Origin of the sequence: Campylobacter helveticus, assembly GCF_002080395.1 — a bacterium.
Taxonomy (GTDB): domain Bacteria; phylum Campylobacterota; class Campylobacteria; order Campylobacterales; family Campylobacteraceae; genus Campylobacter_D; species Campylobacter_D helveticus.
In genome coordinates this window covers 1,583,830-1,608,606 of record NZ_CP020478.1, presented here as the reverse complement: position 1 = coordinate 1,608,606, position 24,777 = coordinate 1,583,830, and the positions used below count along the sequence as shown (strand labels likewise).

Sequence of the window (24,777 nt, the reverse complement as noted above, 5' to 3'; positions counted from 1 at the left end):
AAGTTTTGATAAGATAGAATTAAAGTTTTTAACTTGAAAAGAGGATTTTTGAAACAATTTGGACTAGATAGACGCACCTTTAAAATTTTTCTTGCGGGTTATGTTATCATCGCTTTTTTGGGTGCTGTGCTTTTGTCTTTTGACTGGGCTCACACTAAGCCCATATCTTTTATAGATGCTTTTTTTACTAGCACTTCCGCTGTAAGTATGACGGGACTTGTTGTGAAAAACACGGCTGCGGACTTTACACTTTGGGGGCAAATTATCATCTTAGCACTCGTGCAAATAGGCGGTTTGGGCTATATGGGTATAGGGCTTTTTGTTTATATACTCATACGCAAAAAAGTCGGTTTTAGCGGTAGAAATTTACTTAAAGAGTCCTTTCTTTACCCTTCAATGGAGGGGATTTTTAAATTTTTTAAAAAAGTTTTGCTTTTTATCTTTATCATAGAGTTGATAGGGACTATACTTTTTACCCTGCGTTTTGCTTTAGAGATGAGTTTTACTAAGGCTTTATGGTTTGGTTTTTTCCACGCGGTAAGCGCTTTTAATAATTCAGGTTTTATCCTTTTTGAAAATGGCTTGCTAGAGTATAAACACGATATTACTATCAATCTTCTCATCACTTCCCTTGTGATTATCGGCGGACTTGGGTATTTTGTGGTGATTGAGCTTTATTTTTTTCAAAAAAAGCGTTTGCAAAGTCTTAGTTTGCATACGAAAATTGTCGTTTTTGCGACGATATTTTTTATTATTTTTTCTACCCTTATCACTTTTATTTTTGAGTATTATAATACTAAAACCATAGGCGACTTTTCTTTTTTTGATAAAATTTTAGCTTCTTATTTTGCGGCTGTAAATTACCGCACTTCGGGTTTTAATACCCTAGACATTGCGGGCTTTAAAGATGCGAGTTTGTTTTTTGGCTCTTTATTTATGGTGATAGGTGGTGCGCCCGGAGGAACGGCTGGAGGTATGAAAGTAACGACCGTGATGGTGCTTTTACTTTATGCTTACTGGACTTTGAGAAATGGGCGCGTGAGAATGTTTGGCTATGAAATTCCACAAGAAACCATTAGTAGAGCTTTTATTATTAGCGTTGGCTCGGCTGTTTATATCGTTGTGGCGGCTATTTCTCTTTCTTTGCTTGAGACGGATTTTAAATTTATTGCTTTGTTTTTTGAAACCTCTTCAGCCTTTGCTACCGTGGGGCTTTCTGTGGGAGATGGTGGCACACTTTCTTTATGTGCGAAATTTAGCGATGTGAGTAAAATTATTATTATTATAATGATGATAAGCGGAAGGATAGGGGTATTTGCTTTTTTCCTTTCTGTTTTCAGGCAAGATAAGGTAAAGCATTTAAGATACCCTCAGGGTAAAGTGAATTTGTAAAAAGGGAAGCGATGAAGAATTTAACTTATGGAGTGATAGGACTTGGGAAATTTGGCTCTGTTGTAGCGGAGGAGCTTTTGGCTGCTGGGCATACTGTGGTAATCGCCGATAAAGACGAAGAGGCGTTAAAAAGCATACAAAGTGCGGTTAATTATGCTTATATCTTAGACTCTACAAATGCTGCCGCGCTTAAAGAGGCTGGTTTTCACGACCTTGGGGTTGTGATTGTGAGTATAGGTGAAAATGTTGAAAAAAGCATTTTGACTTTAATGGCTCTTAAGGATATAGGCGTGAGTAATATCATAGCAAAAGCGACTTCTAACATTCATGGGCAAATTCTTTCAAAGCTAGGTGCGACTAAGGTGATTTACCCAGAAAAAGAAAGTGCGAAGAGACTGGTGAAGGAATTTTTGGTGCAGAGTATGGATTTTGAGGTTTTTGACCTTTCTTCTAATACAATGCGTGCGGTAAAGATTATTGTTGATGATAAATTGGCAGGAAATTCACTCAAGCACATCGCTCAAAATATGCATCTTGTCGCTTATAAAAAACTCAATGCCGACTGGGAAATTTTGCCTGATTTAGAGACGATTACAGCTTTTTCGGGCGATGTTGTGATACTGCTTGGCACAACTAAAGAGCTTAAAGAATTTGAGCATTAAAGGACAAACTGCCCTTTAAGTAGATGATGTTTAATTTCTCCCTTAAGCTCATCTTTGCTATAAAGGGAATTTGTGGGTGCTTTTATCGTTGCATTTTCATCAAATAAAACCAAATTTGCCTCTTTACCTTCCTTGATTTCTCCGCTATTTAGCTTCAAAAATTTTGCCGCGTTTAGGCTTGTAAATTCACATAATTTTTCCCAAGACATAAAGTGATTACGGATAAAAAAGCTATAGCAAAGGCTGATATACTCACAAATGCTATGAATTCCAAATGCCGCTTCATCAAAGGCTAAATCTTTTAAATTGATAGATTTAGGACAATGTGCAGCACTTAAAAAGCGAATTTTACCCTCTTTAAGAGCATTTTGTAAAAAAACCCTATCTTCTTCACTTCTTAAAGGGGGCTTGATTTTCGCAGCGGTATTAAAATTTTCACAAGCATTTTCATTTTTAATTAGGTGATGTATGCTGACTAAAATCGCTTCATCTTGTGCTAAACGAATTGATTTTGCAAGGCTAAGTTGGTCATAAATGATTTCGCTTTGATAAAAATTTGCGATTTCTCTTAGTTTGGCAACTTCGCTAAATTCACCCACCCCGCTCATACCGATGAGTCCTAGTTCAAAGCCAAGTGCGCACTCATTCATTACGCCATTATCATCAAAATCTTCATTTAAGCATTTAGCAAAAATAGGCACTTTTTTCATTAGGGCGTATTGCATAGCGATTTTAAGGATATTAGCATTTAGTGAGCTGTCAAGCTCCAAAGCGACAGCACCCTTATTGATAAGTGTGGCGATATTTCTTAGCTTTTCCTTGACTTTAATGCTAGAAAAAATTTGCAAGTTCCTATGTGATAAATTTTGTAAAAATAAAGTGAAAGCTTCCTCATCAAAGTCCATCACATCGCGTAAAAGTATGGTGCTAATCCCACTTTTTAGGCATTCTTTTTCCAAAAGTTCTAAATTTGATAAAGAAAATTTTTCATTTTTAAGATTGACACATAAATCTATAAAAGAAGGTAAAAGTGTCAGCCCTTTAGCGTCAAAAATTTCATCTCCTTGTAAATTTTCGCCTATTTTTTGAATATGTCCTTGCGAGATTGCGACATCTTTTAAGTCTTTTCCATAAATTTTTGCATTTTTAATTATCATCTTATATCCAATCACTTTGTTTTAAGAGTTTTTTCACAGAATTTTCTACACCCTCGCCCTCTAAAATTTTTACCACTTCACTCACTATAGGCGTGTAAATATCTTTTTCCTTAGCGAGTTTATCGATAGCAAAAGCCGTCCCCACTCCCTCAGCGACCTCGCCAAGAATTTGTAAAATTTCTTCTAAATTTTTATTTTGAGCGAGCATTAATCCCACGCGGTAATTTCTTGAAAGCACGCTAGAAGCGGTTAAAAATAAATCCCCCGCCCCACTTAATCCCAAAAAGGTTTCTTCCTTTGCTTTAAAAAATTTGCCAAAGCGGTGCATTTCTATTAAGCCTCTTGCGATGAGACTTGCTCTTGCATTATTGCCAAGTTTTAAGCCATCGCAAATTCCACTTGCTATGGCGAGGACATTTTTATATGCTCCACAAATTTCAGCACCTCTTACATCATCATCAACATAAGTTTTGATAAATGAGGGAAAAAAATTTGCAAATTCTTTGCAAAGATTTAGATTTTTACCATTTATCATTAAGGCTGTGGGGAGATGATTTTCAACTTCTGTGGCAAATGAGGGTCCGCTTAAGACACAAATTTGATTTTCATCTAAGAATTCCATAAAAATTTCATCTAAAAATAGCCCCGTCTTTGCTTCGATTCCCTTAGATGCGATTAAAACTTTTGCGTTTTGATTTTCAAAATGAGCTTTAAGCCACGCTCTTAGGGCTTGAGTGCTTAGGGCGAAGATGAGGTATTCGCACTTTAGGGCTTTTTCAATGGAAATGAAATTTGGCATTTCTCTTGGAGTGGGAGAGCTTATGAAGCAAGTATTTTTTACATTTAGGGCGTGGTATAACGCACTTCCCCATTTTCCAGCACCGATGATAGCAATCGAACTCATTTAGCACTCTTTGACTGAATTTATTTTTATTTTATCGTTTTTTCATTAACTTTAAGCAAAATACGATAAAATCAAAGCAAAAAGGACTTTTATGCTTATTTTTGGACACAAACTTATCAAAGCTCCCACTTTTATTTTCACCCATAAGCATTTTAATGAGAAAGGGGCGATTTTTTGTTTTGATTATGATGAAAAATGTATTAAAGAGGCGAAAAAGCAGGGGGTTAAGTTTGCCATTTTTATTAAGAGCAAAGATGAAATTTTTCTTTCTAATGCTTTGGGGGCTGAATTTTTGATTTTTAAAGATGAAAATTTGGTTAAATTTAGTGCAAAGGCGGCGGAATTTTATTTATTTGATAGCAAAATTTTATATGTGGTCGAGGACTTTTGTCATTTGGAAAAATTTTATGAAATGGGCGTTGATGGTGTGATTTTAGAAAGTTTTATCCATTTTAAGCCTTAGAGAATTTAAAACCACAGCTAAAGAGCTTAAACTCATCATTAAAGCAGCTAAATGAGGACTTAGCGAAAGGCTAAATGCCCCAGCGGCAAGGGGTATGCTAAAAAGATTATAGCTAAATGCCCAGAAAAGATTGAGTTTGATAATGCTTTTTGTTTTTTGAGCTAAGATAAAGCAAAACTTAATCAGCGTCAAATCTTCACGCATTAAAATAATATCGGTGCTTTTTTTTGCCAACTCACTCGCCTCACTAAAGCTTATGCTAATGTCCGCTTTTTTAAGGGCTGCGGCGTCATTTAAGCCGTCCCCTACAAAAAGAATTTTATGCTTTTCTTGTGCTTTTTGTAGGAAGTTAAATTTATCTTCAGGCTTCATTTTGGCGTGAAATTTGATTTGAAGCTCTTTAGCGATTTTGGCAACGCTTTTTTCATTATCTCCGCTTAAAATAACGCTTTGAATCTCTTTTGAATTTAGAAAATTAACAAGGTCTTTAGCATCTTTTTTCAAAACATTGCTTAAAGCTACGCCACCAAGACAAATGCCATTTTTTGTAAAATAAACCCTAATGGGTGCATTTTCTTCGCAAGAATTTAGAAATTCTTTTGCTGCTTTTAAATTTTTTGTATCTTTAACAAGCTCTTCATTTCCTATGAGATAGATATTTTCATTTTCTTTATATAAGATGCCTTTACCGATGTGATGATTTAGCTCACCTTTTAAATGATTTTCTTTCAAATTCGCTGCTTTAAAGATGGCTTTTGCTATGGGGTGTGGGCTAAGGGATTGAATTTGGGCGAGTTTGAGGAAATTTTCTTCACTTAGATTATGATTAAAAATTGTTAGGGTATTTTGCGTGAGTGTGCCTGTTTTATCAAAAAGCACGAGTTTGACTTGACTTAAAATTTCAAGTGCGGCAGGGTTTTTAAGCAAAATGAAATTTTTAGCCCCCCTTTCAAAAGCAAGAGCTAAAGCTAGGGGTGTGGCAAGTCCTAAGGCACAGGGGCAGGAGATTAAAAGCACGGCAAGGGCGTGTAAAAAAGCTTGATTGAAATTTGGGAGATAAAAAAGAAAAACGATGAGGGCTAAAATGATAATGAAACCCACAAAATACGCTGAAATTTTATCGATGAGCCTTATAAGGGGACTTTTGGAAAGACTTGCTTTAAAGACGAGATTTTTAAGTTGCTCTAGGGTGCTATCCATAGCCTTTTTACTTGCTTTTAATTTTAAATTCCCGCTAATAATCAATGCTCCAGCCTCGATAGTATCTCCAGCTTTTTTAAGCACAGGCATAAATTCTCCGCTTAAAAAACTCATATCGACTTCAGCCGTCCCCTCTAAAATCAGTCCATCCACAGGACTTATCTCATCTTTGCAAAGTTGCAAAATGTCATTAACCTTCACAAAAGAGCTAGGAAGCTCTTTAATCTCGCCATTTTCAAGTATAAGCTTTGCTTTTTTTGCCTCTAGGTTTTGGAGTTTGTTTTGATAAATTTGAGCTTTATTTTTCGTTTTTTCCTCTATGAATTTACCCAAAAGCACAAAGGTGATAATCATCGCCGCGCTACTAAAATACAAATGCTCCCCAAAAAGTTTAAAATACACGCATAAAGAATATAAAAACGCACTAAAACTTCCTAAAGCAACGAGGGTATTCATCGTTAAATTTTTATATCTTAAACCCTTTAAAGCACTAGAAAAAAAGCCAAATCCACAATAAAAAATTACAATAAAGCTTAAGATAAGTTGTAGGTTGTAAGAAAAAGCGTTAAAAACAAACATTTCAAATAGCATCATCACGCTACTTAAAACAAGGGCAAGTAAAAGCTTAAATTTAAGGTGTTTTAATTCTTTCTCTTTAGCCTTTTCGACACTTTGTTCATCGTGCAAAATTTCAAAGCCAAGTTGAGAAATTTTGTTTTTAATTTCTTCTTTTGCGTTTTCATTTTTAAGTAAAAAAACCCCACTTGAATTTGTATAAGAAATGCTAACTTCCTCTACGCCTTCAAGTTTTTTTGTCGCTTTTTCGATGGCGTTGGCGCAATTTACGCAGGTCATTTTGCCAATTTTAAGTCTTAATTCCTTCATTAAAGCTGCTCTATGATTTCAAAACCAAGCTCATTTAATTCTTTTTCAAAATTTGCTTTATCTTTCTCTTGTAAATTGGCACTTAAAATTTTATTTTCAAGGTCAATGTCAATAGTGCCAAAGGTGCTTTCTAGTGAATTTTTAATAAGATTTACGCAGTTTATGCAATTAACATTAGCCATTTTAAATTTCATTTTTACTCCTTAAAGCCTGTATGGTAGAATGCCCGATATGAAATTTTTCAAGCAAATTTTTTGCTAAATCTTTAGATAAAAGCTCAAATTCATCAAGGCTTTTAAGTGGAGTTTTGATGTGCATTGTGGCAACGAGCATTTTGTTGGTGATTTGCGTGATATGCAAGTCAAACACTTCATCAACTCTTTCATCTTGCAAAAGCATAGCCTTGACTTCATTAATATCAACAGGTGAGCTTTCAAGCAAAATATTTGTGCTTTGCTTTAGTAAAATCACAGCCCAACGCAAAAGCAAAAGTGCCAAAATAAGCGCTAAAAGACTATCAATATAAACAATCTTACTAAAATACACCACAATTCCACCCACGACGACCACGCAAGAGCCAAGCAAATCGCTCATCATATGGTAAAAGGCGGATTTCATATTAAGATTATCTAAATTTGTGTTTTTAAACATCAAAAAAGCATTGAAAGCATTGACTAAAAGTCCTAAAAAAGCCACGATAATCATAGTCTTAGCATCAATTTCTTCGGGATAAAAAAGCTTATAAATACTTTCATAAATAATAAAAATAGCCGATAAAATAATGCTTAAAGCGTTGATAAAAGCGACTAAAACTTCAAGACGAAAATAGCCAAATGTTTTTTGCTCGTTTTGCCATTTTTGCACGGCTATTAAGGCTAAAAGGCTTAAAGTTAGGGCAAATACATCAGAAAACATATGTAAGGTATCGCTTAAAAGCGCTAAGGAATTTGAAAGTAGGGCGTAGATAAATTGCACAAGCATCATTGAGGCTGTCATCATCAAAGAAATGCTTAAAATTTTTTTATCCATAACTCTTACATCAGCGTGAGAATGCTCGTGATTGTGGGCGTGTTCGTGTGAGTGCTTACAAGCTTTTAGCAGGGGCTGATGTGAGAGATAATCATACATTTTTATCCTTGAATTTAACTTGCGAAATTATAATAATATTTTGTTACAATCATCAAAAACAAGGAGAAATAATGAAAAAAATTTTGTTGATTTTGGCGTTATTTGCCATTTTGCTTAATGCTAAGGGCGTTTATATTTTACACGGCTTTAATTGTGACTCAAATTATGCTTGGATACCAAGCGTAAGGCAAGAGCTTAATGATTTAGGCTATGAAGTTAAGGCGCTTGATTTGCCAAATGCAAGTAAGCCTGAGTTGAAAAAATGGCTTGAAACTATGGATAAGGAGCTTGTTTTAGACGAAAAGACCTATTTTATCACGCATTCTTTAGGCGGTGTGAGTTTGCTACATTTTTTAAGCGAAAAAGGTGTAAAAATAGGCGGTGTGATTTTGGTTTCTCCTTTTGATGAGCCTTTGGAAATTTTGCCTATTTTGGATAATTTTACGCATCAAAAGCCTCATTATGAAAGCTTAAAAACCTTAATAAAACATAGAGTCGTTATCAGTGCAAAAGATGATAAAATCGTCCCAACTTTCCTTAGTCAAAAGCTCGCCAAGTCTTTAAATGCTAAGTTAATCTTAGTAGAAAAAGGTGGGCATTTTATGGATACGGACGGCTTTAAGGACTTGCCTTTGGTGGTGGAGGAATTAAAGAAGATGAAGGAGGATTAGTCCTCCTTAAGCAAGCTTTTCTTTTAAAAGCTCATTGACTTTTGCAGGGTTGAAAGCTCCTTTGCCCTCTTTCATTACCTGTCCTACAAAAAAGCCAAAAAGCTTATCCTTGCCACTTTTATATTCCGCGACTTTATCGGCATTTGCTTCTAAAATTTGCATAATCACAGCTTCAATCGCTGAATCATCACTGACTTGCTTAAGTCCTAGTTTTTCAATCGCCGCGTCAATCTCCACTTCTACATTTTCAAACACAAAGGCTAAAACCTCTTTAGCCGCCTTTGCACTGATTTCACCCTCTTCAATGCGTTTGATTAAAGTGCCAAGTTTTTCTGCACTCACAGGGGAATTTTCTATGGTTAAATCCCCTTTTAAAAGTCCCATAAGCTCAGTTGTAAGCCAAGTTACGCAGAGTTTAGGATTTAAATTTTGTCCGCATAAATTTTCAAAAAAACGGCTCATTTCAAGTGAGCTAATTAGCACCTCCGCATCGCTTTCTTTTACCCCAAATTCCTTGACATAACGCACTTTTTTCTCATCAGGAAGCTCTGGTATGCTTAAATTTAAAAATTCCTCTTTCAAAAGCACAGGCAAAAGGTCAGGGTCAGGGAAATAACGATACTCAGCCGCTTCTTCTTTGCCTCTCATCGAACGCGTGATGAGTTTGCTTGTGTCAAAAAGCCTTGTTTCTTGCACGACTTCTTCATCATAAGTGCCATCCTCCCACGCTCTGCTCTGCCTTTCGACTTCATAATCAATCGCCTTTTGGATAAAGCGAAACGAGTTAAGATTTTTAATCTCCACCCTCGTGTAAAGCTTAGTATCGCCCTTAGGACGAATGCTTACATTTGCATCACAGCGGAAGCTCCCCTCTTGCATATTTGCGTCCGAAATGTCTAAAAAGCGTATGATGGAGTGCAGTTTTTTAAGATAAGCCACCGCCTCATCACTGCTTCTAAGCTCAGGCTCACTCACTATCTCAAGCAAAGGCGTTCCCGCGCGGTTTAAATCCACCTTAGAAAAATTTGCTTCGTGGATATTTTTCCCCGCATCTTCTTCTAAATGCGCTCTTGTAATGCCTATGCGTTTGTTTTCGCCATTTACATTGATGAAAAGCTCCCCACCCTCAACGATAGGGATGTCAAATTGCGAAATTTGATAAGCCTTTGGCAGGTCGGGATAAAAATAATTTTTGCGGTTAAAAACGCTTTTTTTGTGTATGGTGGCATTAACGGCTTTACCAAAGGACACGGCTTTTTTTACCGCCTCTTCGTTAAGCACAGGCAAGGCACCGGGCAAAGCAAGGCAAGTAGGGCAAACATTAGTATTTGGCTCTTCGCCAAAAGATGTGGCACAAGAGCAGAAAATTTTTGTTTTGGTATTAAGCTGGGTATGAACCTCTAGTCCTATAACGACTTCAAACATTGAGTTTTCCTTATGATTCATTAAATTTAGCGTAATTATATTGTAATAATATTAATTTATGTTGTTATAATTATGAGTTTATTGCAAAGGAAAAAAATGAAAATTTATGCGGATAATAAAGAAATTTCGACTAATCAAGGCTCAAATGAAGAGATTTGGGAACAAATCTTTTCCAAAAAAGAATGGGGTAAATACCCAAGCGAAAGTGTGATTCGTTTTATCGCTAGAAATTTTTACAATGCTAAAGATAGAAATAAAATTTCTATCCTAGAATTAGGACTAGGAACAGGTGCAAATTTATGGTTTTGTGCAAGAGAAGGTTTTAAAGTAAGCGGTATAGAGTGGAGCAAAACAGGCGTAGAACGCTTTAAAACAAGAATGCAAAATGAAAATCTAAGCACACAAATCGCACAACTTGAAATCGGCGATTATTTAGAAAAGCTTGACAATTTTAAAGATGAAAGTTTTGACGCGTGGATGGATAGCTACTCTTTAGCTTACAACGATATAGAAAAAACAAAGCAAATCATAGAAAAAGCGGTGAAAAAACTCAAGGTTGGGGGTAAATTTTTTTCCATTACCCCTAGTCTTTATAATGATGGTTTTAAAGAGGATAAAAATTTAGGCTATCATCAAGTCAAGCCAACAAGTGGAAGCGACGCCTGCACGGGCGTGATAAGATATTGTGATGAGGGGGATTTAAGAAGACTTTATGAGGGGAAAAATTATAAAATCACTAGCATTAAAATTCATATCCAAAAAGACTTAGAAAAACAGCTAAATGAGCTTTACATCATCGAGGGGGAACGCTATGAATGAAAGCAGTTTTTGGGAACAAATCTTTTCCAAAAAAGAATGGGGTAAATACCCAAGCGAAAGTGTGATTCGTTTTATCGCTAGAAATTTTTACAATGCTAAAGATAGAAATAAAATTTCTATCCTAGAATTAGGACTAGGAACAGGTGCAAATTTATGGTTTTGTGCAAGAGAAGGTTTTAAAGTAAGCGGTATAGAGTGGAGCAAAACAGGCGTAGAACGCTTTAAAACAAGAATGCAAAATGAAAATCTAAGCACACAAATCGCACAACTTGAAATCGGCGATTATTTAGAAAAGCTTGACAATTTTAAAGATGAAAGTTTTGACGCGGTGATTGATGTGGCAAGTTTGTGTTGTAATGACAGGGAAAAAACAAGAGCCATTTTTCAAAAGGCTTTTAAAAAACTCAAGGCGGGAGGTAAGTTTTTTTCCATCACTTTGGCAAAAGGACTTTTGGGCTATGATGAGAGTAAGGGCGATTTTTTCGAGCCAAAAGAGGGAATTTATACTCATTTGGGATTTTTGCGTTTTGATGATGAGTTAAGCATTAAAGAGCTTTATACGCACGAGGGTTTTAAATTTCTTAATTTAAGCACTCAAATTTTAGAAAATAAGGGCAAGGTGCTAGATAAGCTTCTCATCTTTGAAGGCGTGAAAATGCCTGATTTCACACACGGGGGGGGGGGGGGGGGGGTGGCTTCCCACCACTTCAAAATGAGAAAAACAGAGCTTTGGAAGATGAGTAGGATAAGCTTGGACGCTTTTTTGGGGGATAAGAGCGGAAATTTTGGCACGGATATTTATTTTCATAAAGACTACGCAAGGCTTTATGGGGAGGTTTTTGAATTTAGCTTTTGTCAAAATGGCTTCATTTTTAAGACACTTGGCATTAAAAACAAAATCCCAAATTCGCCCTTTTTTGACCTGCAAAGTCCCTATGGGTATAGTGGATTTTATAGTAATTCTAGCGATGAAGCCTTTTTAAAAGAAGCTTTAGAAAAGCTAAAGCAAAAGGCTCTAGCTGAAAATATCATCGCTTTTTTTATAAGATTACACCCTTTTGATACAAATTTGGCTTTTTATGAAAGGTATTTTGATTTTTTCAAAAAAGAAAGAAAAATCGTTTTAGTCAATACAAATCAAGATTTTACAAGCCTTAGAAAAGCTTATAGCCCTCGCATTTTAAACTATGTGAAAAAGGCACGAAAAGAGCTTGAAATTTCTTTTTGTGATAAAAGTTTTTCTAAGCCTTTTTGTGAGCTTTATGAAAAAACGATGATACGCAATAAAGCAGATGATTTTTATTTTTTTAGTCAAGAGTATTTTGACACGCTTTTTAGTTTCAAATCTCATCTTTGCTTAAGAGCTGAGTATGAGGGGAGGATTTTAGCTTTTGCGGATTTTTTCGTGGAAAAAGATTTTGCTTATTATCATTTAAGTGCGAATTGTAATGAAAGAAATGCTAATGCCGCTTTGCTTGATTATTTTTTCGAGCTTTGTGTGGAAAGAGGTGTGAAATTTGTGCTTTTGGGTGGGGGCGTGGAGGATGATGATGCGCTTTTTTATTTTAAAAGCCGTTTTTCTACACTTTGGACACATTTTTATATCGCTGGGCTTGTGTTTGATGAAGAAAATTATAAAAACTTATGTGCAAAGCAAAATAATCCTTTCTTTTTAAAATATAGATACACGGGGGGGGGGGTAAGTTTTTTGTAAATTTGCCGATTTAATCTAAAATTAGATTTTAAAAAGGAAAGAAATGCAATATTGTGATTATTGCGTGATGCCAAACACACGCCCGGGGATTAAATTTAGCCTTGATGAAAAAGGTAAAAATATCTGTTCTGCTTGTATCAATCACAAAAACAAAGACAAAATCGACTATAAAGCAAGATTTAAAGAGCTAGAAGCGCTTTGCGATAAGCATCGCCGCCGTAATGGTAAATTTGAGTATGACTGCGCTATCGCTGTGAGTGGGGGTAAGGATAGCCATTATCAAGTGCATATTATGAAGGAAAAGCTTGGAATGAACCCTGTGCTTTTTAGCGTGGAGGATAATTTCACAATGACAGAAGCCGGGAAGAAAAACCTAAGAAATATCAGCGAAACCTTTAAATGCCACCTTATCACACTAAAGCCAGACATCAGCACTCAAAAAAGAGTAATGCTAAAAACCTTTGAAAAATACGGAAAACCAACTTGGTTTATCGACCGCCTCATTTATAGCTATCCTTTTGGTATGGCTTTGAAATTTAACACGCCTTTACTTGTGTATGGTGAAAATGTAAGCTATGAGTATGGGGGGGGAGATGCGAAAGAAACGCCAAGCGCTAAGGGCATATTTTTAAACGGCGTAGCGAGTGATATGGACTTAAACGAGTTTTTAGACGATGAGGTAAAAGAAGAAAATTTACAGCTTTTCTTTGACCCTAGTAAAGATGATTTAGACAAACTTGAGCCTATATATTTGAGTTATTTTATAAAGTGGAATTCGTATCAAAATTATATTTTTGCGAAAAAGCGTGGCTTTTGTGATTTGCAGGGTGAGTGGGATAGAACGCACACGGCGGAAAATTTTGACCAAATTGATAGCATAGGCTACATTTTACACGCGTGGATGAAGTATCCTAAATTTGGGCACGCGATGAGTAGCGATTACGCGGCGCGTTTTGTGAGGTATGGATTATTAAGCCGTGAGGAAGCTGTGAAAATCGTTAAGCAAAGAGACCATAATTTAGATAATCGTTGCGTGGAGGATTTTTGCTCTTTTGTAGGGATTTCAAAAACAAAATTCTGGCAAATCATAGAAAAGCATTATAATAAAGAGCTTTTTTATCAAAATGAATTTGGCGAATTTAAGCTTAAAAATGAGCTTAAATAGGCTTTTGTGCTGACATTGCTAGGGACGGCAAGTTATAGATTGCCACGAGTTTTTAACAAACTCTCGCAATGACGGCTTTTGCGAAGCGGCGGCTTGGGCTTTAGCGTTTTTACTTCAAACGCGGTGCGTTTTCGTAACTCATCGCACAAGTGCGAACGCTACGCCCTTGAAGTTACTTTTAGGCGAAATCCCGCTAAAAAGTAAATTAGAAAGGAAAAAATAAAACAATGCAAGATTCTTTATCAGCCTATAAAGAAAAATATGATGATTTAAATTATGGACTTAGTTTTGCCGATGGACATATCGTGCGTTTTTATGAGAGAATTTTAAAATACAAGCTAGGCTTTAGGGCTGGAAATATGCTTGATTTTGGTTGTGGTAAGGGCGTGCATAGTGCATATTTTGCGAGTAAGGGCTATAAATGCTTTGGTGTGGATATAGTGCCAAGCTTAAAACAAGCTTATGAAAAACTTGTTGGGGGGGGGGGGCTGTAAGATTATACAGCCAAATTCAAGCCTTGCGGGACTTTTTGAGGAAAAGATGAATTTAATTATCGCGAATCAAAGCCTTTATTATTTGCCTAAAAGCGTTTTGGCGCAAAATGTGGCGGAGCTTTATGAAATGTGTGAAAAAGGGGCTATCTTTTTTGCAACGATGATGAGTGAGAAAAATTATTATTTCAAACACGCAGGAAATGAAGACTCTCAGGGGCTTAGAGAGGTTGTTTTAAAAGGTAGGTTAAATGAAACAAGCTATATTCATTTTGTCAAAGACGCACAGGATTTAAAGGCTTTATTTGCCCCTTTTAAGTGCCTTTATCTTGGAGAATACGACCCGATAAATTTTTATGAATTTGAGGGGAGTGCGCATCATTTTATTTTTGTAGGGGTTAAAGAGTGAAAAAAGTGCTAATCATAGCAGAAGCTGGGGTTAATCACAATGGTGATTTAAATTTAGCCAAAAAGCTGATTGAACAAGCCGCAAAAGCGGGTGCTGATGTGGTGAAATTTCAAACCTTTAAGGCGGAGGATTGCGTTAGCATAAAAGCAAAAAAGGCAAAATACCAACTAGAAAATACTGCCAAAGATGAAAGCCAACTGGAGATGATAAAAAAGCTCGAGCTTTCCCGTGAGGCACATTTTGAGCTTATGAAGCATTGCAAAAAACATAATATCGCTTTTTTATCCACGCCTTTTGATTTAGAAAGTGTGGCGTTTTTGCAAAGTCTTAATTTGTCTTATTTTAAAATCCCAAGCGGAGAAATCACAAATTTACCCTATCTAAAAGCGGTGGCAAGGTGCAAAAAAAAGGTGCTTTTATCCACAGGTATGGCAAATTTAGCAGAAATTGAAGCTGCGCTTGAAATTTTACGCAAAAATGGCACGAGAGACATCACGCTTTTGCACTGCACCACTGAATACCCAGCCCCCTTTGAAGAGGTGAATTTAAATGCGATTAAAACCTTAAAAGAGGCTTTTAAACTTAAAGTGGGCTACTCGGACCACACTAAGGGTATAGTCGCAGCCTTAGGTGCGGTGGCACTAGGTGCAGTAGTGATAGAAAAGCATTTTACTTTGGATAAAACGATGGAGGGACCCGACCACAAGGCAAGTTTAGAGCCTAGTGAGCTAAAAGAGCTTTGTGAGGGTATAAGGACGCTTGAAAAAGCCTTAGGAAATGGGATAAAAAAGGCAAGTAAAAGCGAGGCGAAAAATATTATCATCGCTAGAAAAAGTTTAGTAGCAAAGCGTGAAATTCAAAAAGGCGAGAAATTTAGCGAACAAAATTTAACGACAAAACGCCCAGGAAGTGGCATTAGTGCGATGCGGTATGAGGAGTATTTGGGAAAAAGAGCCTTAAAAACTTACAAAAAAGATGAGCTTATCCGTGAGTAAGAAAAAAATAGCCCTCGTGAGTGCGACTAGGGCGGAGTGGTATTTACTATGGAATTTGGCAAAAGAGCTTGAGAAAGATGAAAAATGTGAGCTTTTGCTTTTGGTAACGGGGGCGCATTTGAGCGAAAATTTTGGTTACACTTTTAAAGAGATAGAAAAAGACTTCACTATCACTAAAAAAATTCCTATTTTACAAGATAATGATGGTAGCTTAAGCCTTGCGAAAAGTTTGGCGGTGGCGGTGAGTGCTTTTGCGGAGGCTTTTGAGACATTAAAACCTGATGCGGTGGTTATTTTAGGGGATAGATATGAAATGTTAGGCGTTGCAAGTGCGGCTTTGATGATGCATATCCCCATTATTCATCTTTGCGGTGGGGAGCTTACTTTAGGTGCTATGGATGACAGCATTAGGCATAGCATTTCTAAAATGGCTAGTCTTCATTTTGTCAGCACCAAAGCTTATAAAAAAAGGCTTATGCAGCTTGGCGAGGAGGAGGGGCGTATTTTTAATGTCGGCTCCTTAGCAGGGGAAAATGTCAAAAAATTAAAGCTTTTAAGCAAAAAAGAGCTCGAAAGTGAGCTTGGTTTAAGCCTTAAAAATTTCTTACTCATCACTTATCACAGCGAAACGCTAAATTTGCAAAATACAAAAAAAGAAGTGCAAATTTTACTTGATTTTTTAGATACACTTAAAGATATTACACTTATTTTTACTAAGGCAAATGCCGATGAAAACGGACTTTTAATCAATCAAGCCCTAGAAAATTACTGCCTTAAAAACTCTCATAAAGCAAAGCTTTTTGATAATCTTGGGGCGCTTAAGTATCTAAGTGCCTTAAAACACGCAAAAGCAGTGGTGGGAAATAGTTCAAGTGGAATTTGTGAAAGTGGCTTTTTTAAAACCCCTTGCATTAATATAGGCGATAGGCAAAAAGGAAGAATTAGGGGGGATAATATCATTGATTGTAAGATGAAAGATTTAAAAAAGGCTTTTAAAAGGCTTGAAAGTAAGGAATTTAAAGAAAAAATGAAGCATTTTAAAAACCCTTTTGAAAGTAAAAAAAGTCCATCGATTTTTATAAAAGATGTGATTAAAAACACAAATTTAGCTACAATTTTACAAAAAGATTTTGTGGATAGAAAATGAATATAGAGAGTTTAAAGCTAAGTGTAAATTCCAGCATAGAAAAAGCACTTGAGATTATAGGACGAGAAAGGGTAAGGCTTGGCATTGTTGTGGGTGAAGATGGGAAATTTTTGGGCATTATCTCAGATTCTAACATTAGAAAAGCTTTGATAAATGGTAAAAATTTAAAAAGCAAAATTAAAGAAATTTATACCAAAAACCCCATTACCATAGCCGAAAATACAAGCAAAGCAAAACTTTTAGAATTAAGTGCAAAAACTGATATTTATGATTTTCCTGTTTTAAATAAAAAGGGCGAGGTCGTTTCTATCCGCTCTATTTCTTCGCTTTTAAGCACGAAAAAACTCCCCTTTTATGTCATCTTAATGGCAGGTGGGCTTGGATCACGCTTAAAAGAGCTGACTAAAGAAACGCCAAAACCTATGCTAAAGGTTGGTAAAAAGCCTATTTTAGAAAATATCGTTCAAAGACTCCATACGCAAGGCTTTGAAAATTTTATCTTTTGTGTGAATTATAAAAAGCAAATCATTGAGGATTATTTTAAAAAGGGCGAGGAATTTGATGTTAAAATTTCTTATGTTAAAGAGCGGAAAAAGCTAGGCACTGCGGGGGCTTTAAGCCTCATAAAGCAAAAATTTAAAGAAAGCTTTATTGTGATGAATGCGGACATTTTAACCGAGCTTGATTTTAACGAGCTTTTAAAAGCTCATCAAAAAAGCAAGGCTTTAATGAGTGTTTGCGTAAGGGAATTTCACCAACAAGTGCCTTATGGGGTGATTAAGGAAAAAAATGGCTTCATCACACACATCGAGGAAAAGCCAACGCAAAGCTTTTTAGTGAGTGCGGGAATTTATGTGTGTGAGCCACAAATTTTAGAGCTTTTAGAGAAAAATAGCTATCTTGATATGCCAGAACTTATAGAAAAGGTGATGCAAAAGGGTAGGGTGAATACCTTTTTAGTTGAGGATTATTGGATTGATATAGGCAGACTGGAAGAATTTAAAAGGGCAAATGATGAAATTAAAGAATAAAAAAGCTTTAATCATAGGCTTTGGAAGCATAGGCAAAAAGCATTTTTTAGCCCTTAAAACGCTTGGATTTGAGGTAAGCGTGGTGTCAAAAAGTGCGAGTGAGAGTCTTTTTGAGAAATTTGGAGTCTTTGAAATTTATCGCTCTTTAAAAAAGCCCCACTTAGATGAATTTGAGCTTTTTATCATCGCAAATATCACAACAAAGCATTTAAAAACACTTCAGTTTTTAGATAAAACGCTTAAAAATAAAAGCATTTTAGTGGAAAAACCGCTATTTGAAAAATCCTATCCTTTTAAAGAAAGTGGGAGAAACCACATTTTCATCGCCTATCTTTTGCGTTTTCACCTTGTGATTTTAACGCTAAAAGAGCTTTTGAGGGGGGATAAGCCTTATTTTGCAAGTTTGGAGTGCGATTCTTATCTGCCTAAATGGAGGGCGGTGGATTATAGGCAAAATTATAGTGCCAAAAAAGAGCTTGGTGGGGGTGTGCTGCTTGATTTATCGCACGAAATAGACTTGGCTTTGTTTTTATTTGGGGATTTAAAGCTTTGTTTTTCTCAAAATGCCAAAATAAGTGAGCTTGAGATCAAAAGCGATGATTTTGCCTTTTTAGCCTTAGAAAAAAAAGGTTTAAAGGTGCATATAAGGCTGAATTATTTTTCTAAATTTGAAAGAAGAGAAATTACTATCCACACGCCAAAACAAAGCTTTAGAGTGGATTTAAGAGCGGCTAGAATTCACATTTTTAAAGAAAATGAAGAGGAAATTTTAAGTTACGAAAGTGATACCATTAGCCTTTTAGCAAAACTTCAAGAGGCTGTTTTAAAAAAAGATAAAAATCTTTGCACTTTAAAAGAGGCAAAAAAACTTTTAAAAATTTGCGATAAGGTGAGAAAATGATACTTTGCACGGTTTGCGCCCGTGGCGGAAGTAAGGGCGTGAAAAATAAAAATATTCGTAAAATCGATGGGCTTGAACTCATTGCTTATAGCATTATCCAAGCGCGTGAAAGTGGGCTTTTTAAGCATATTGTGATAAGCACAGATAGCGATGAGATAGCCGCAGTTGCACAAAAACACGGCGGTGAGGTTTTTTTTAAAAGAGACGCACAAATGGCAAGTGATAGTGCGGCAAAAGTGCCAGCGATTAGAGACACACTTTTAAGAAGTGAGGCGCATTTTGGGCAAAAATTTCACACCCTCATCGACCTAGATGCCACCGCCCCCCTTCGCACGAGTGAAGACATAAAAAAAGCTTACACGCTTTTTAAAAGTGGGGATTTTGAAAATCTCATCACCGCCGTCCCCGCTAGGCGTAATCCTTATTTTAATTTAATCGAAGAGCAAAAAGAGGGAGGCTTTAACACCTCCAAGCCCTGCACCTTTGTGTGCCGTCAAGAAGCGCCTAAGTGCTATGATATGAACGCGAGTATTTATATCTTTGATAGAGAGCGGCTTTTAAAACGCGATGATGTGTTTGGTGAAAAAACGGCGCTTTATGTGATGAGTGAGGAAAGTGCTTTTGACATCGATAGTGAGCTAGATTTTAAGATAGTAGAATTTTTACTAAAAGAAAGGAAGTTAAATGCTAGAGGGTAAGGTCATTTTTATAGCGGGTGCTTGTGGGCGTATAGGCAGGGCTTTAAGCACTGAGCTTTTAAGTCAAAACGCTAAAATCATTATCGCAGACATTAACGAGGCGAATTTGGCTAAACTCAGTGAGGATTTAAAAGGCGAAGTTTTAAGCGTGAGGCTTGACATCACAAAAAAAGAAAGCCTAGAAGAAGCGATAAATAAGGCAAAAGAGCGTTTTGGCAAAATTGATGGCTTTGTCAATTCTAGCTATCCTTGCGGAAAAGACTGGGGCAAGATTGATTATTATGAAGCAAGTTTTGAGCAAATTTGTGAGAGTTTAAATTTACATTTGGGTGGTTTTATTTTAGCTGCAAATGCCTTTGCGAAATTTTTTAAACAGCAAGGCTTTGGAAATATCATCAATCTTAGCTCCATTATGGGCGTGTATGCGCCGAAATTTGAAAATTACGCAGGCACTTCTATGCAAAGTAGCCTAGAGTATAGCGTGATAAAGGCCGGGATTAATCACTTAGGCGCGTGGATGGCTAAAGAGCTTTTTAACACAAACATACGCGTGAATACTTTGGCGAGTGGGGGGATTTTAGATAATCAGCCTGAAAGCTTTTTAAAAGCGTATAGGAATTGCTGTGCAAGTAAGGGTATGCTTGAAGCTAGTGATGTGTGCGGAACGATAGCTTTTTTACTAAGCGACAAGGCTAAATTTATCACAGGGCAGACTCTAGTCGTGGCTGATGGCTGGGGGCTTTGATGTCTATTTTTGAAAGAAATTTAGCTCACCTTAGCCCCTCTTTACAAAACGCACTTTTAAACCTTGATGAAAAGAGTAAAAACGCCTTTAAAATCACCGAAGAATACGCAAAAAACGAAAGAGTGTTTTATAAAAATTTCATTGCAGTTGGGGGGGGGGCAGTGTTTGATTATGAGGAATTTGAGGAAAGGCTAAAAGAATTTAAAGAAAAATACCCCCTTTATCCTATGCTTTATTTTTATGGGATTTCAAATGCTTTTATGTTGCAGATTTTACTTAAAAATCCTAACCATTGCCATTTAGTGGTTTATGAAAAGAATTTGGCTTTGCTTTATGTTGTTTTATCAAGCATTGATTTAAGCACGGCTTTAGCACAAAAAAGGCTTTTGATTTTTAATGAAGTGAGCCAAATGGAGTATCTTTGTGGCACTCAGCCTTTTTTGGCTTATTCTAGGACTTATTTTTTAGAGCTTATGAGTGATTTTTATGCGACAGAGCAAAAAGAAATTTTAGCCCTAAATTCCTTTTTAATGGAGGGTTTTAAAAAAGAAATTTTAAAGCAAGGAAACGACCCAAAAGACGCTTTGCAAGGCATAAGGCAATTTGTTTATAATTTAGACACGATGATAAAACGCCCTAGTTTAAAAGAATTAAAAGCAAAAAGAAAAGCCCAATTTAAATCCTGCGTGATAGTAAGCACCGGTCCAAGCCTAGCAAAACAACTCCCCCTTTTAAAAGAATTCCAAGATAAGGTCGTCATTTTTGCGGCGGACTCAGCTTACCCTATCTTAATACAAAATGACATCATTCCTGATTATGTGTGTATGGTAGAACGCACAGATTTTACAGCAGAATTTTTTAAGCACGACTTTGGCACAAAAGATGACAAAACGACCTTTTTACTTGCTTCTTTAGTGCATCCAAAAGCCATAGAGTATTTAGAGAGAAGAAATAAGAAATTTATGCTCATCCCTAAATACCTCGATTTTGCAAGGTATGTTGATTTAAGACCTTTTGGTCTTATCAATTCTGCTTTAAGTGTGGCACATATGTCTTTGATGTTAGCAAAAGAGCTTGAATTTAAAACAATCGTTTTCATCGGGCAGGATTTAGCCTTTAATGACTTGGGACATTCTCATTCTAAGGACTATCAGCATAGTGTCAATTTTGAAAGTGAGGCTTATGAGAAAATAGAAATTCCAGCCTATGGTGGAAAGGGCTTTGTGAAAAGCCATTTTATGTGGATATTTTTTAAGCAAATTTTGGAAAGTTTGGTAAAAGATATGACAAGCATTAAAATTTACAACGCCACGCAAGGCGGTGCTAGGATAGAAGGTTTGATAGAAAAGCCCTTTATGGAGTGCTGTGAGGAATTTTTTACCGAAGAAAAGGGCGATTTGGCTACACTTAAGCCTTTTGACGAAAAAAAGCAAGATGAATTGAGGCTTAAAGCTTATGCGAGAGTAAGCAAAGTGATGAAAGAGTGTGTGAGGATTAAGGAATTTTTAGAAAATTCCCATAAGGACTTAGAAGAGCAATTTTTAAGCTTAAACACACTTGAACTCGAAGAAGCACTTTTAAAAGAAAAAGAGTGTTTGCAAAAGATTGATAAGTTTAGAGAGGCGATTTTTGAGGCGATTTTTGAGGCGATTTTTGAGGCGATTTTTGAGGCGATTCAGCCGTTTTTCGTGCATTTTAATGTCAATTTAAATAAAATTTTAGTGCTAAATCCTTTAAGTAAGGAAGATTTGTTTAATAAAAATGCCCTTGTCATTAAAGAGCATTTGGATTTTATGCAAAGCATTTTTGGCTTTATCCACGCAGAGTTACAAACACTAGAATTTGCCATAATTCCTCTTGAAAACACACTCAAAGCTAGGAATTTAAGCAAATACCAAGAAAGGCTAAAACGATGAAAAAAATTCTTATCACGGGTGCGGATGGCTTTATAGGCTCACATCTTTGCGAGGTTTTACACGCTAAGGGCTATGAAATCAGGGCTTTGAGCTTTTATAATTCTTTTAATTTTTGGGGGCATTTGGAGCATTTGCCTTGCAAGGACTCGCTAGAGATTGTCAGTGGGGATTTAAGAGATAGTTTTTTTTGCGATAGCCTTGTAAAAGGCGTGGATGCGGTGCTTCATTTAGGAGCTTTAATTGCTATACCTTATTCTTACACTGCACCGCAAAGCTATGTCGATACCAACATACAAGGCACTTTAAATTTACTTGAAGCCTCCAAAAGACACGGCGTAAAACGCTTTATCCATACTTCAACAAGTGAGGTTTATGGGAGTGCGCTTTATACGCCCATTGATGAAAAACATCCGCTTCAGCCTCAAAGTCCTTATTCTGCAAGTAAGATAGGGGCAGATATGTTAGCCCTTAGCTATTTTTACAGCTTTAATTTCCCTGTGATTGTGGCGCGTCCTTTTAATGCTTATGGTCCGCGTCAAAGTGCTAGGGCTTTTATCCCTGCGATGATAGTGCAAATTTTAAGTGGGGCAAAAGAGCTTAAGGTGGGGGATTTAAGCACGAAGAGGGATTTAAATTTCGTGCGTGATACTTGTGAGGGCTTTGCGACTTTACTTACAAATGGCGAATTTGGCGAGGTTTATAATATAGGCAGTGGGATTGAGTATGCTATGAGCGAGGTTTTAGAGCTGATTTGTAAGCTTTGTGGTGTGGAGCTTAAAATCACCCAAGATGAAAAAAGACTACGCCCTAAAAATAGCGAAGTGATGAGACTGCTATGCGATAGCTCTAAGTTAAAAAGCGTGAGTGCGTGGCAAAGTAGGGTTTCTTTAGAAGAGGGATTAGGGCAAACCATAGCTTATATTAAGGCGAATTTAAACGCTTATAAAACGGGGATTTATAATGTTTGAAAAAGAAATTGCCTTTATTAAAAACCTTTACAAAAAAGAGCAAATCGCCCTTCACGAGCCTTGCCTTGGGGTAGAAGAAAAGACGCTTTTAAATGAATGTATAGAAAGTGGGTTTGTCTCAAGTGTGGGGAAATTTGTGAGCGAATTTGAGGAGCAAATCAAAAAATTTAGCAAAGCAAAATATGCCGTAGCGACAAATTGCGGCACTTCAGCGCTTCACATCGCACTTTTGGCAAATGGTGTGGATAAAAAATGCGAGGTCATCACGCAGGCTTTAAGCTTTGTAGCGACTGCAAATGCTATTTTTTACACGGGTGCAAAGCCCATTTTTTTAGATGTGAGTCTTAAAACGCTTAGTTTAAGCGAGGAGGCTGTAAGAGAATTTTTAGCAAAAAATGCCTTTGTGAAAAATGGAAAATGCTTTAACAAGCACACGAAAAAGCATATAAAAGCTTTGGTGGTGATGCATACTTTTGGCTTAAGTGCTGAAATTTTAGAGCTTAAAGAGCTTTGCGAAAAATATCATATCATTTTAATCGAAGACGCCGCAGAGGCACTTGGAAGCTTTTATAAAAATAAAGCCTTAGGCACTTTTGGCAAGTGTGGAATTTATAGCTTTAATGGCAATAAAATCATCACAGGAGGCTGTGGTGGCGTGATTTTAAGCGATGATGAAAAAATCGCTAAAAAGGCAAGACACTTAAGCACAACGGCTAAAATCCCACACCCTTATCATTATAAGCACGATATGCTTGGTTTTAATTATAGGCTGTGTAATATCAATGCCGCTTTACTTGTAGCACAAATGAAAAAACTTAATGCGTTTTTAGAGGATAAAAGAAATACCGCTAAAATTTATAAAGAATTTTTTCAAAATAGCACATTTTGTCAATTTATCGATGAGGGTGAAAATGAAAAAAGTAATTTTTGGCTTTGTGCTTTAAAATTTAAAAAGGCAAGTGTGAGAAAAGAATTTATAAAAACTTGCCTTGAAAATCAAATTTTCGTGCGTCCTGTGTGGAAAAGCTTGGCAAGTTTAAAAATGTATAAAGATTGTCAAAAGGATAGCTTGAAAAATACTAAAATTTTGGAAAAAACTCTTTTAAATATCCCAAGTAGCGTGAGAGGCTCTTAATGCCCCTCATCTACGATGGTCGCCCCTGCTAAATAAACATAAGTTAAAATCATAAAAATGAAAGCTTGTAAAAATGCCATAAAACTTAAAAGCACATAGGCAGGAAGTGGAGCTATATAAGGCACAAGGGCTAAAATCACAGCTAAAAATAAATCATCGCCTTTAATATTACCAAATAAACGAAACGATAGAGAAATCACGCGTGAAATGTGCGAGACGATTTCGATAGGAAACATTAAGGGGGCTAAAATTTTCACAGGTCCCATAAAGTGAGCGAAGTATTTTACCACGCCCTGCGTTCTAATGCCCTCAAAATGATAATAAACAAACACGATAAGCGCCAAAGAAAGCGTTAAATTTAAACTTGCACTTGGGGCGTGAAAGCCCGGGATAATGCCTATAATATTACTAAAAAATACAACAATGCCCAAAGTCGCCACGAGGGGGAGGTATTTTCTAGCGGACTTTTCATTGCCCATAGTATCATTTCCCATAGATAAAACGCCCTCTAAAAACGCCTCGCTTAAATTTTGCATCCCTCTTGGAACAAGCTGCATTGAACGCGTGGAAATTTTAGCGATAATGATGGCAATTAAAGCGACTAAGGCTAGGTGAAAAAAGTATGAAAAAGTATGACTTGGGTCGATTAAAGAGCTAAATAAAAATAAATCTTTCATCTATATTCCTTAAGGGGCTAATTCTTAAAATCAAAAAGGCAATTTTAGCAAATTTTTGCTTAATATTTTAATAGGCTTT

Annotated in this window: 25 protein-coding genes; 18 read left to right on the top strand and 7 right to left on the bottom strand. The window is 36.4% G+C overall.

Going from position 1 to position 24,777, the window contains the following annotated elements; all coding sequences use genetic code 11:
* The first annotated feature begins 48 nt into the window (after positions 1 to 48).
* Positions 49 to 1,392 carry a TrkH family potassium uptake protein gene (locus tag CHELV3228_RS08490; RefSeq protein ID WP_082200572.1) on the top strand — a complete coding sequence of 448 codons (1,344 nt, stop codon included), beginning with the start codon at positions 49 to 51 and terminating at the stop codon, positions 1,390 to 1,392.
* A gap of 11 nt (positions 1,393 to 1,403) precedes the next feature.
* Positions 1,404 to 2,054, top strand: a complete 651-nt coding sequence (locus CHELV3228_RS08485) for a potassium channel family protein (protein ID WP_082200571.1) — start codon at positions 1,404 to 1,406, stop codon at positions 2,052 to 2,054.
* Here the strand turns inward: CHELV3228_RS08485 and CHELV3228_RS08480 are convergent.
* Both CHELV3228_RS08480 and CHELV3228_RS08475 read right to left on the bottom strand, forming a co-directional pair.
* A complete protein-coding gene (locus CHELV3228_RS08480) occupies positions 2,051 to 3,211 on the bottom strand; it encodes an amidohydrolase family protein (RefSeq protein WP_082200570.1) in 1,161 nt (386 codons plus the stop codon). The genes CHELV3228_RS08485 and CHELV3228_RS08480 overlap by 4 nt on opposite strands.
* Before the next feature lies 1 nt (position 3,212).
* Entirely contained in the window at positions 3,213 to 4,115 is a 903-nt protein-coding gene (locus CHELV3228_RS08475; RefSeq protein ID WP_082200569.1) for an NAD(P)H-dependent glycerol-3-phosphate dehydrogenase, read from the bottom strand.
* Positions 4,116 to 4,206: 91 nt separating this feature from the next.
* Here CHELV3228_RS08475 and CHELV3228_RS08470 point away from each other — a divergent pair, with 91 nt between their 5' ends.
* Entirely contained in the window at positions 4,207 to 4,578 is a 372-nt protein-coding gene (locus tag CHELV3228_RS08470) for a hypothetical protein (protein ID WP_082200568.1), read from the top strand.
* Here CHELV3228_RS08470 and CHELV3228_RS08465 read toward each other — a convergent pair.
* From CHELV3228_RS08465 to CHELV3228_RS08455, 3 genes are read right to left on the bottom strand one after another with little or no spacing between them, the layout of a single operon-like run.
* Positions 4,549 to 6,663 (bottom strand): heavy metal translocating P-type ATPase, encoded by a 2,115-nt coding sequence (locus CHELV3228_RS08465; RefSeq protein WP_082200567.1) that lies wholly within the window; start codon positions 6,661 to 6,663, stop codon positions 4,549 to 4,551. The two genes, CHELV3228_RS08470 and CHELV3228_RS08465, sit on opposite strands and share 30 nt — an antisense overlap.
* Positions 6,663 to 6,857, bottom strand: a complete 195-nt coding sequence (locus CHELV3228_RS08460; RefSeq protein ID WP_082200566.1) for a heavy metal transport/detoxification protein — start codon at positions 6,855 to 6,857, stop codon at positions 6,663 to 6,665. Before CHELV3228_RS08460 ends, CHELV3228_RS08465 begins: the two co-directional genes overlap by 1 nt.
* A complete protein-coding gene (locus CHELV3228_RS08455; RefSeq protein WP_082200565.1) occupies positions 6,847 to 7,791 on the bottom strand; it encodes a cation diffusion facilitator family transporter in 945 nt (314 codons plus the stop codon). Before CHELV3228_RS08455 ends, CHELV3228_RS08460 begins: the two co-directional genes overlap by 11 nt.
* Before the next feature lie 71 nt (positions 7,792 to 7,862).
* On the opposite strand from CHELV3228_RS08455, the gene CHELV3228_RS08450 reads away from it, so the two are divergent.
* Positions 7,863 to 8,462: an RBBP9/YdeN family alpha/beta hydrolase gene (locus tag CHELV3228_RS08450; RefSeq protein WP_082200564.1), complete on the top strand. Its 600-nt coding sequence runs from the start codon at positions 7,863 to 7,865 to the stop codon at positions 8,460 to 8,462.
* Positions 8,463 to 8,468: 6 nt separating this feature from the next.
* Here the strand turns inward: CHELV3228_RS08450 and gatB are convergent, their stop codons facing one another.
* On the bottom strand, positions 8,469 to 9,887 hold the full coding sequence (gatB, locus tag CHELV3228_RS08445) for an Asp-tRNA(Asn)/Glu-tRNA(Gln) amidotransferase subunit GatB (RefSeq protein ID WP_082200563.1): 1,419 nt from the start codon (positions 9,885 to 9,887) through the stop codon (positions 8,469 to 8,471).
* Positions 9,888 to 9,983: 96 nt separating this feature from the next.
* Between gatB and CHELV3228_RS08440 the strand changes: the two genes are divergently transcribed.
* From CHELV3228_RS08440 to CHELV3228_RS08375, 14 genes are all read left to right on the top strand, one after another.
* Positions 9,984 to 10,706, top strand: coding sequence for a class I SAM-dependent methyltransferase (locus tag CHELV3228_RS08440; protein ID WP_082200562.1), 723 nt, complete (start codon positions 9,984 to 9,986; stop codon positions 10,704 to 10,706).
* On the top strand, positions 10,699 to 12,420 hold the full coding sequence (locus CHELV3228_RS10640) for a class I SAM-dependent methyltransferase (RefSeq protein WP_244289596.1): 1,722 nt from the start codon (positions 10,699 to 10,701) through the stop codon (positions 12,418 to 12,420). The genes CHELV3228_RS08440 and CHELV3228_RS10640 overlap by 8 nt, the downstream gene beginning before the upstream one ends.
* 43 nt (positions 12,421 to 12,463) lie before the next feature.
* Positions 12,464 to 13,585, top strand: coding sequence for an N-acetyl sugar amidotransferase (locus CHELV3228_RS08425; RefSeq protein ID WP_082200561.1), 1,122 nt, complete (start codon positions 12,464 to 12,466; stop codon positions 13,583 to 13,585).
* Between the two features lie 227 nt (positions 13,586 to 13,812).
* On the top strand, positions 13,813 to 14,079 hold the full coding sequence (locus tag CHELV3228_RS10635; protein ID WP_115588777.1) for a methyltransferase domain-containing protein: 267 nt from the start codon (positions 13,813 to 13,815) through the stop codon (positions 14,077 to 14,079).
* Positions 14,048 to 14,485: a methyltransferase gene (locus tag CHELV3228_RS10325; RefSeq protein WP_234981016.1), complete on the top strand. Its 438-nt coding sequence runs from the start codon at positions 14,048 to 14,050 to the stop codon at positions 14,483 to 14,485. Before CHELV3228_RS10635 ends, CHELV3228_RS10325 begins: the two co-directional genes overlap by 32 nt.
* Positions 14,482 to 15,480: an N-acetylneuraminate synthase gene (gene neuB / locus CHELV3228_RS08415; protein ID WP_082200560.1), complete on the top strand. Its 999-nt coding sequence runs from the start codon at positions 14,482 to 14,484 to the stop codon at positions 15,478 to 15,480. The genes CHELV3228_RS10325 and neuB overlap by 4 nt, the downstream gene beginning before the upstream one ends.
* Complete coding sequence (neuC, locus tag CHELV3228_RS08410) at positions 15,473 to 16,627, top strand: UDP-N-acetylglucosamine 2-epimerase (RefSeq protein ID WP_082200788.1); 1,155 nt, start codon at positions 15,473 to 15,475, stop codon at positions 16,625 to 16,627. The genes neuB and neuC overlap by 8 nt, the downstream gene beginning before the upstream one ends.
* A complete protein-coding gene (locus CHELV3228_RS08405) occupies positions 16,624 to 17,658 on the top strand; it encodes a nucleotidyltransferase family protein (RefSeq protein WP_082200559.1) in 1,035 nt (344 codons plus the stop codon). Before neuC ends, CHELV3228_RS08405 begins: the two co-directional genes overlap by 4 nt.
* Positions 17,639 to 18,559 carry a Gfo/Idh/MocA family protein gene (locus tag CHELV3228_RS08400; RefSeq protein ID WP_082200558.1) on the top strand — a complete coding sequence of 307 codons (921 nt, stop codon included), beginning with the start codon at positions 17,639 to 17,641 and terminating at the stop codon, positions 18,557 to 18,559. The genes CHELV3228_RS08405 and CHELV3228_RS08400 overlap by 20 nt, the downstream gene beginning before the upstream one ends.
* Entirely contained in the window at positions 18,556 to 19,257 is a 702-nt protein-coding gene (locus CHELV3228_RS08395; RefSeq protein ID WP_082200557.1) for an acylneuraminate cytidylyltransferase family protein, read from the top strand. The genes CHELV3228_RS08400 and CHELV3228_RS08395 overlap by 4 nt, the downstream gene beginning before the upstream one ends.
* On the top strand, positions 19,244 to 20,002 hold the full coding sequence (ptmA, locus tag CHELV3228_RS08390) for a flagellin modification protein PtmA (protein WP_082200556.1): 759 nt from the start codon (positions 19,244 to 19,246) through the stop codon (positions 20,000 to 20,002). The genes CHELV3228_RS08395 and ptmA overlap by 14 nt, the downstream gene beginning before the upstream one ends.
* Positions 20,002 to 21,918, top strand: coding sequence for a motility associated factor glycosyltransferase family protein (locus tag CHELV3228_RS08385; RefSeq protein ID WP_082200555.1), 1,917 nt, complete (start codon positions 20,002 to 20,004; stop codon positions 21,916 to 21,918). The genes ptmA and CHELV3228_RS08385 overlap by 1 nt, the downstream gene beginning before the upstream one ends.
* Entirely contained in the window at positions 21,915 to 22,886 is a 972-nt protein-coding gene (locus tag CHELV3228_RS08380; protein ID WP_082200554.1) for a GDP-mannose 4,6-dehydratase, read from the top strand. The genes CHELV3228_RS08385 and CHELV3228_RS08380 overlap by 4 nt, the downstream gene beginning before the upstream one ends.
* Positions 22,879 to 24,021: a LegC family aminotransferase gene (locus CHELV3228_RS08375; protein WP_082200553.1), complete on the top strand. Its 1,143-nt coding sequence runs from the start codon at positions 22,879 to 22,881 to the stop codon at positions 24,019 to 24,021. The genes CHELV3228_RS08380 and CHELV3228_RS08375 overlap by 8 nt, the downstream gene beginning before the upstream one ends.
* Here the strand turns inward: CHELV3228_RS08375 and CHELV3228_RS08370 are convergent.
* A complete protein-coding gene (locus CHELV3228_RS08370) occupies positions 24,018 to 24,698 on the bottom strand; it encodes a F0F1 ATP synthase subunit A (RefSeq protein WP_082200552.1) in 681 nt (226 codons plus the stop codon). The two genes, CHELV3228_RS08375 and CHELV3228_RS08370, sit on opposite strands and share 4 nt — an antisense overlap.
* Between the last annotated feature and the right edge of the window lie 79 nt (positions 24,699 to 24,777).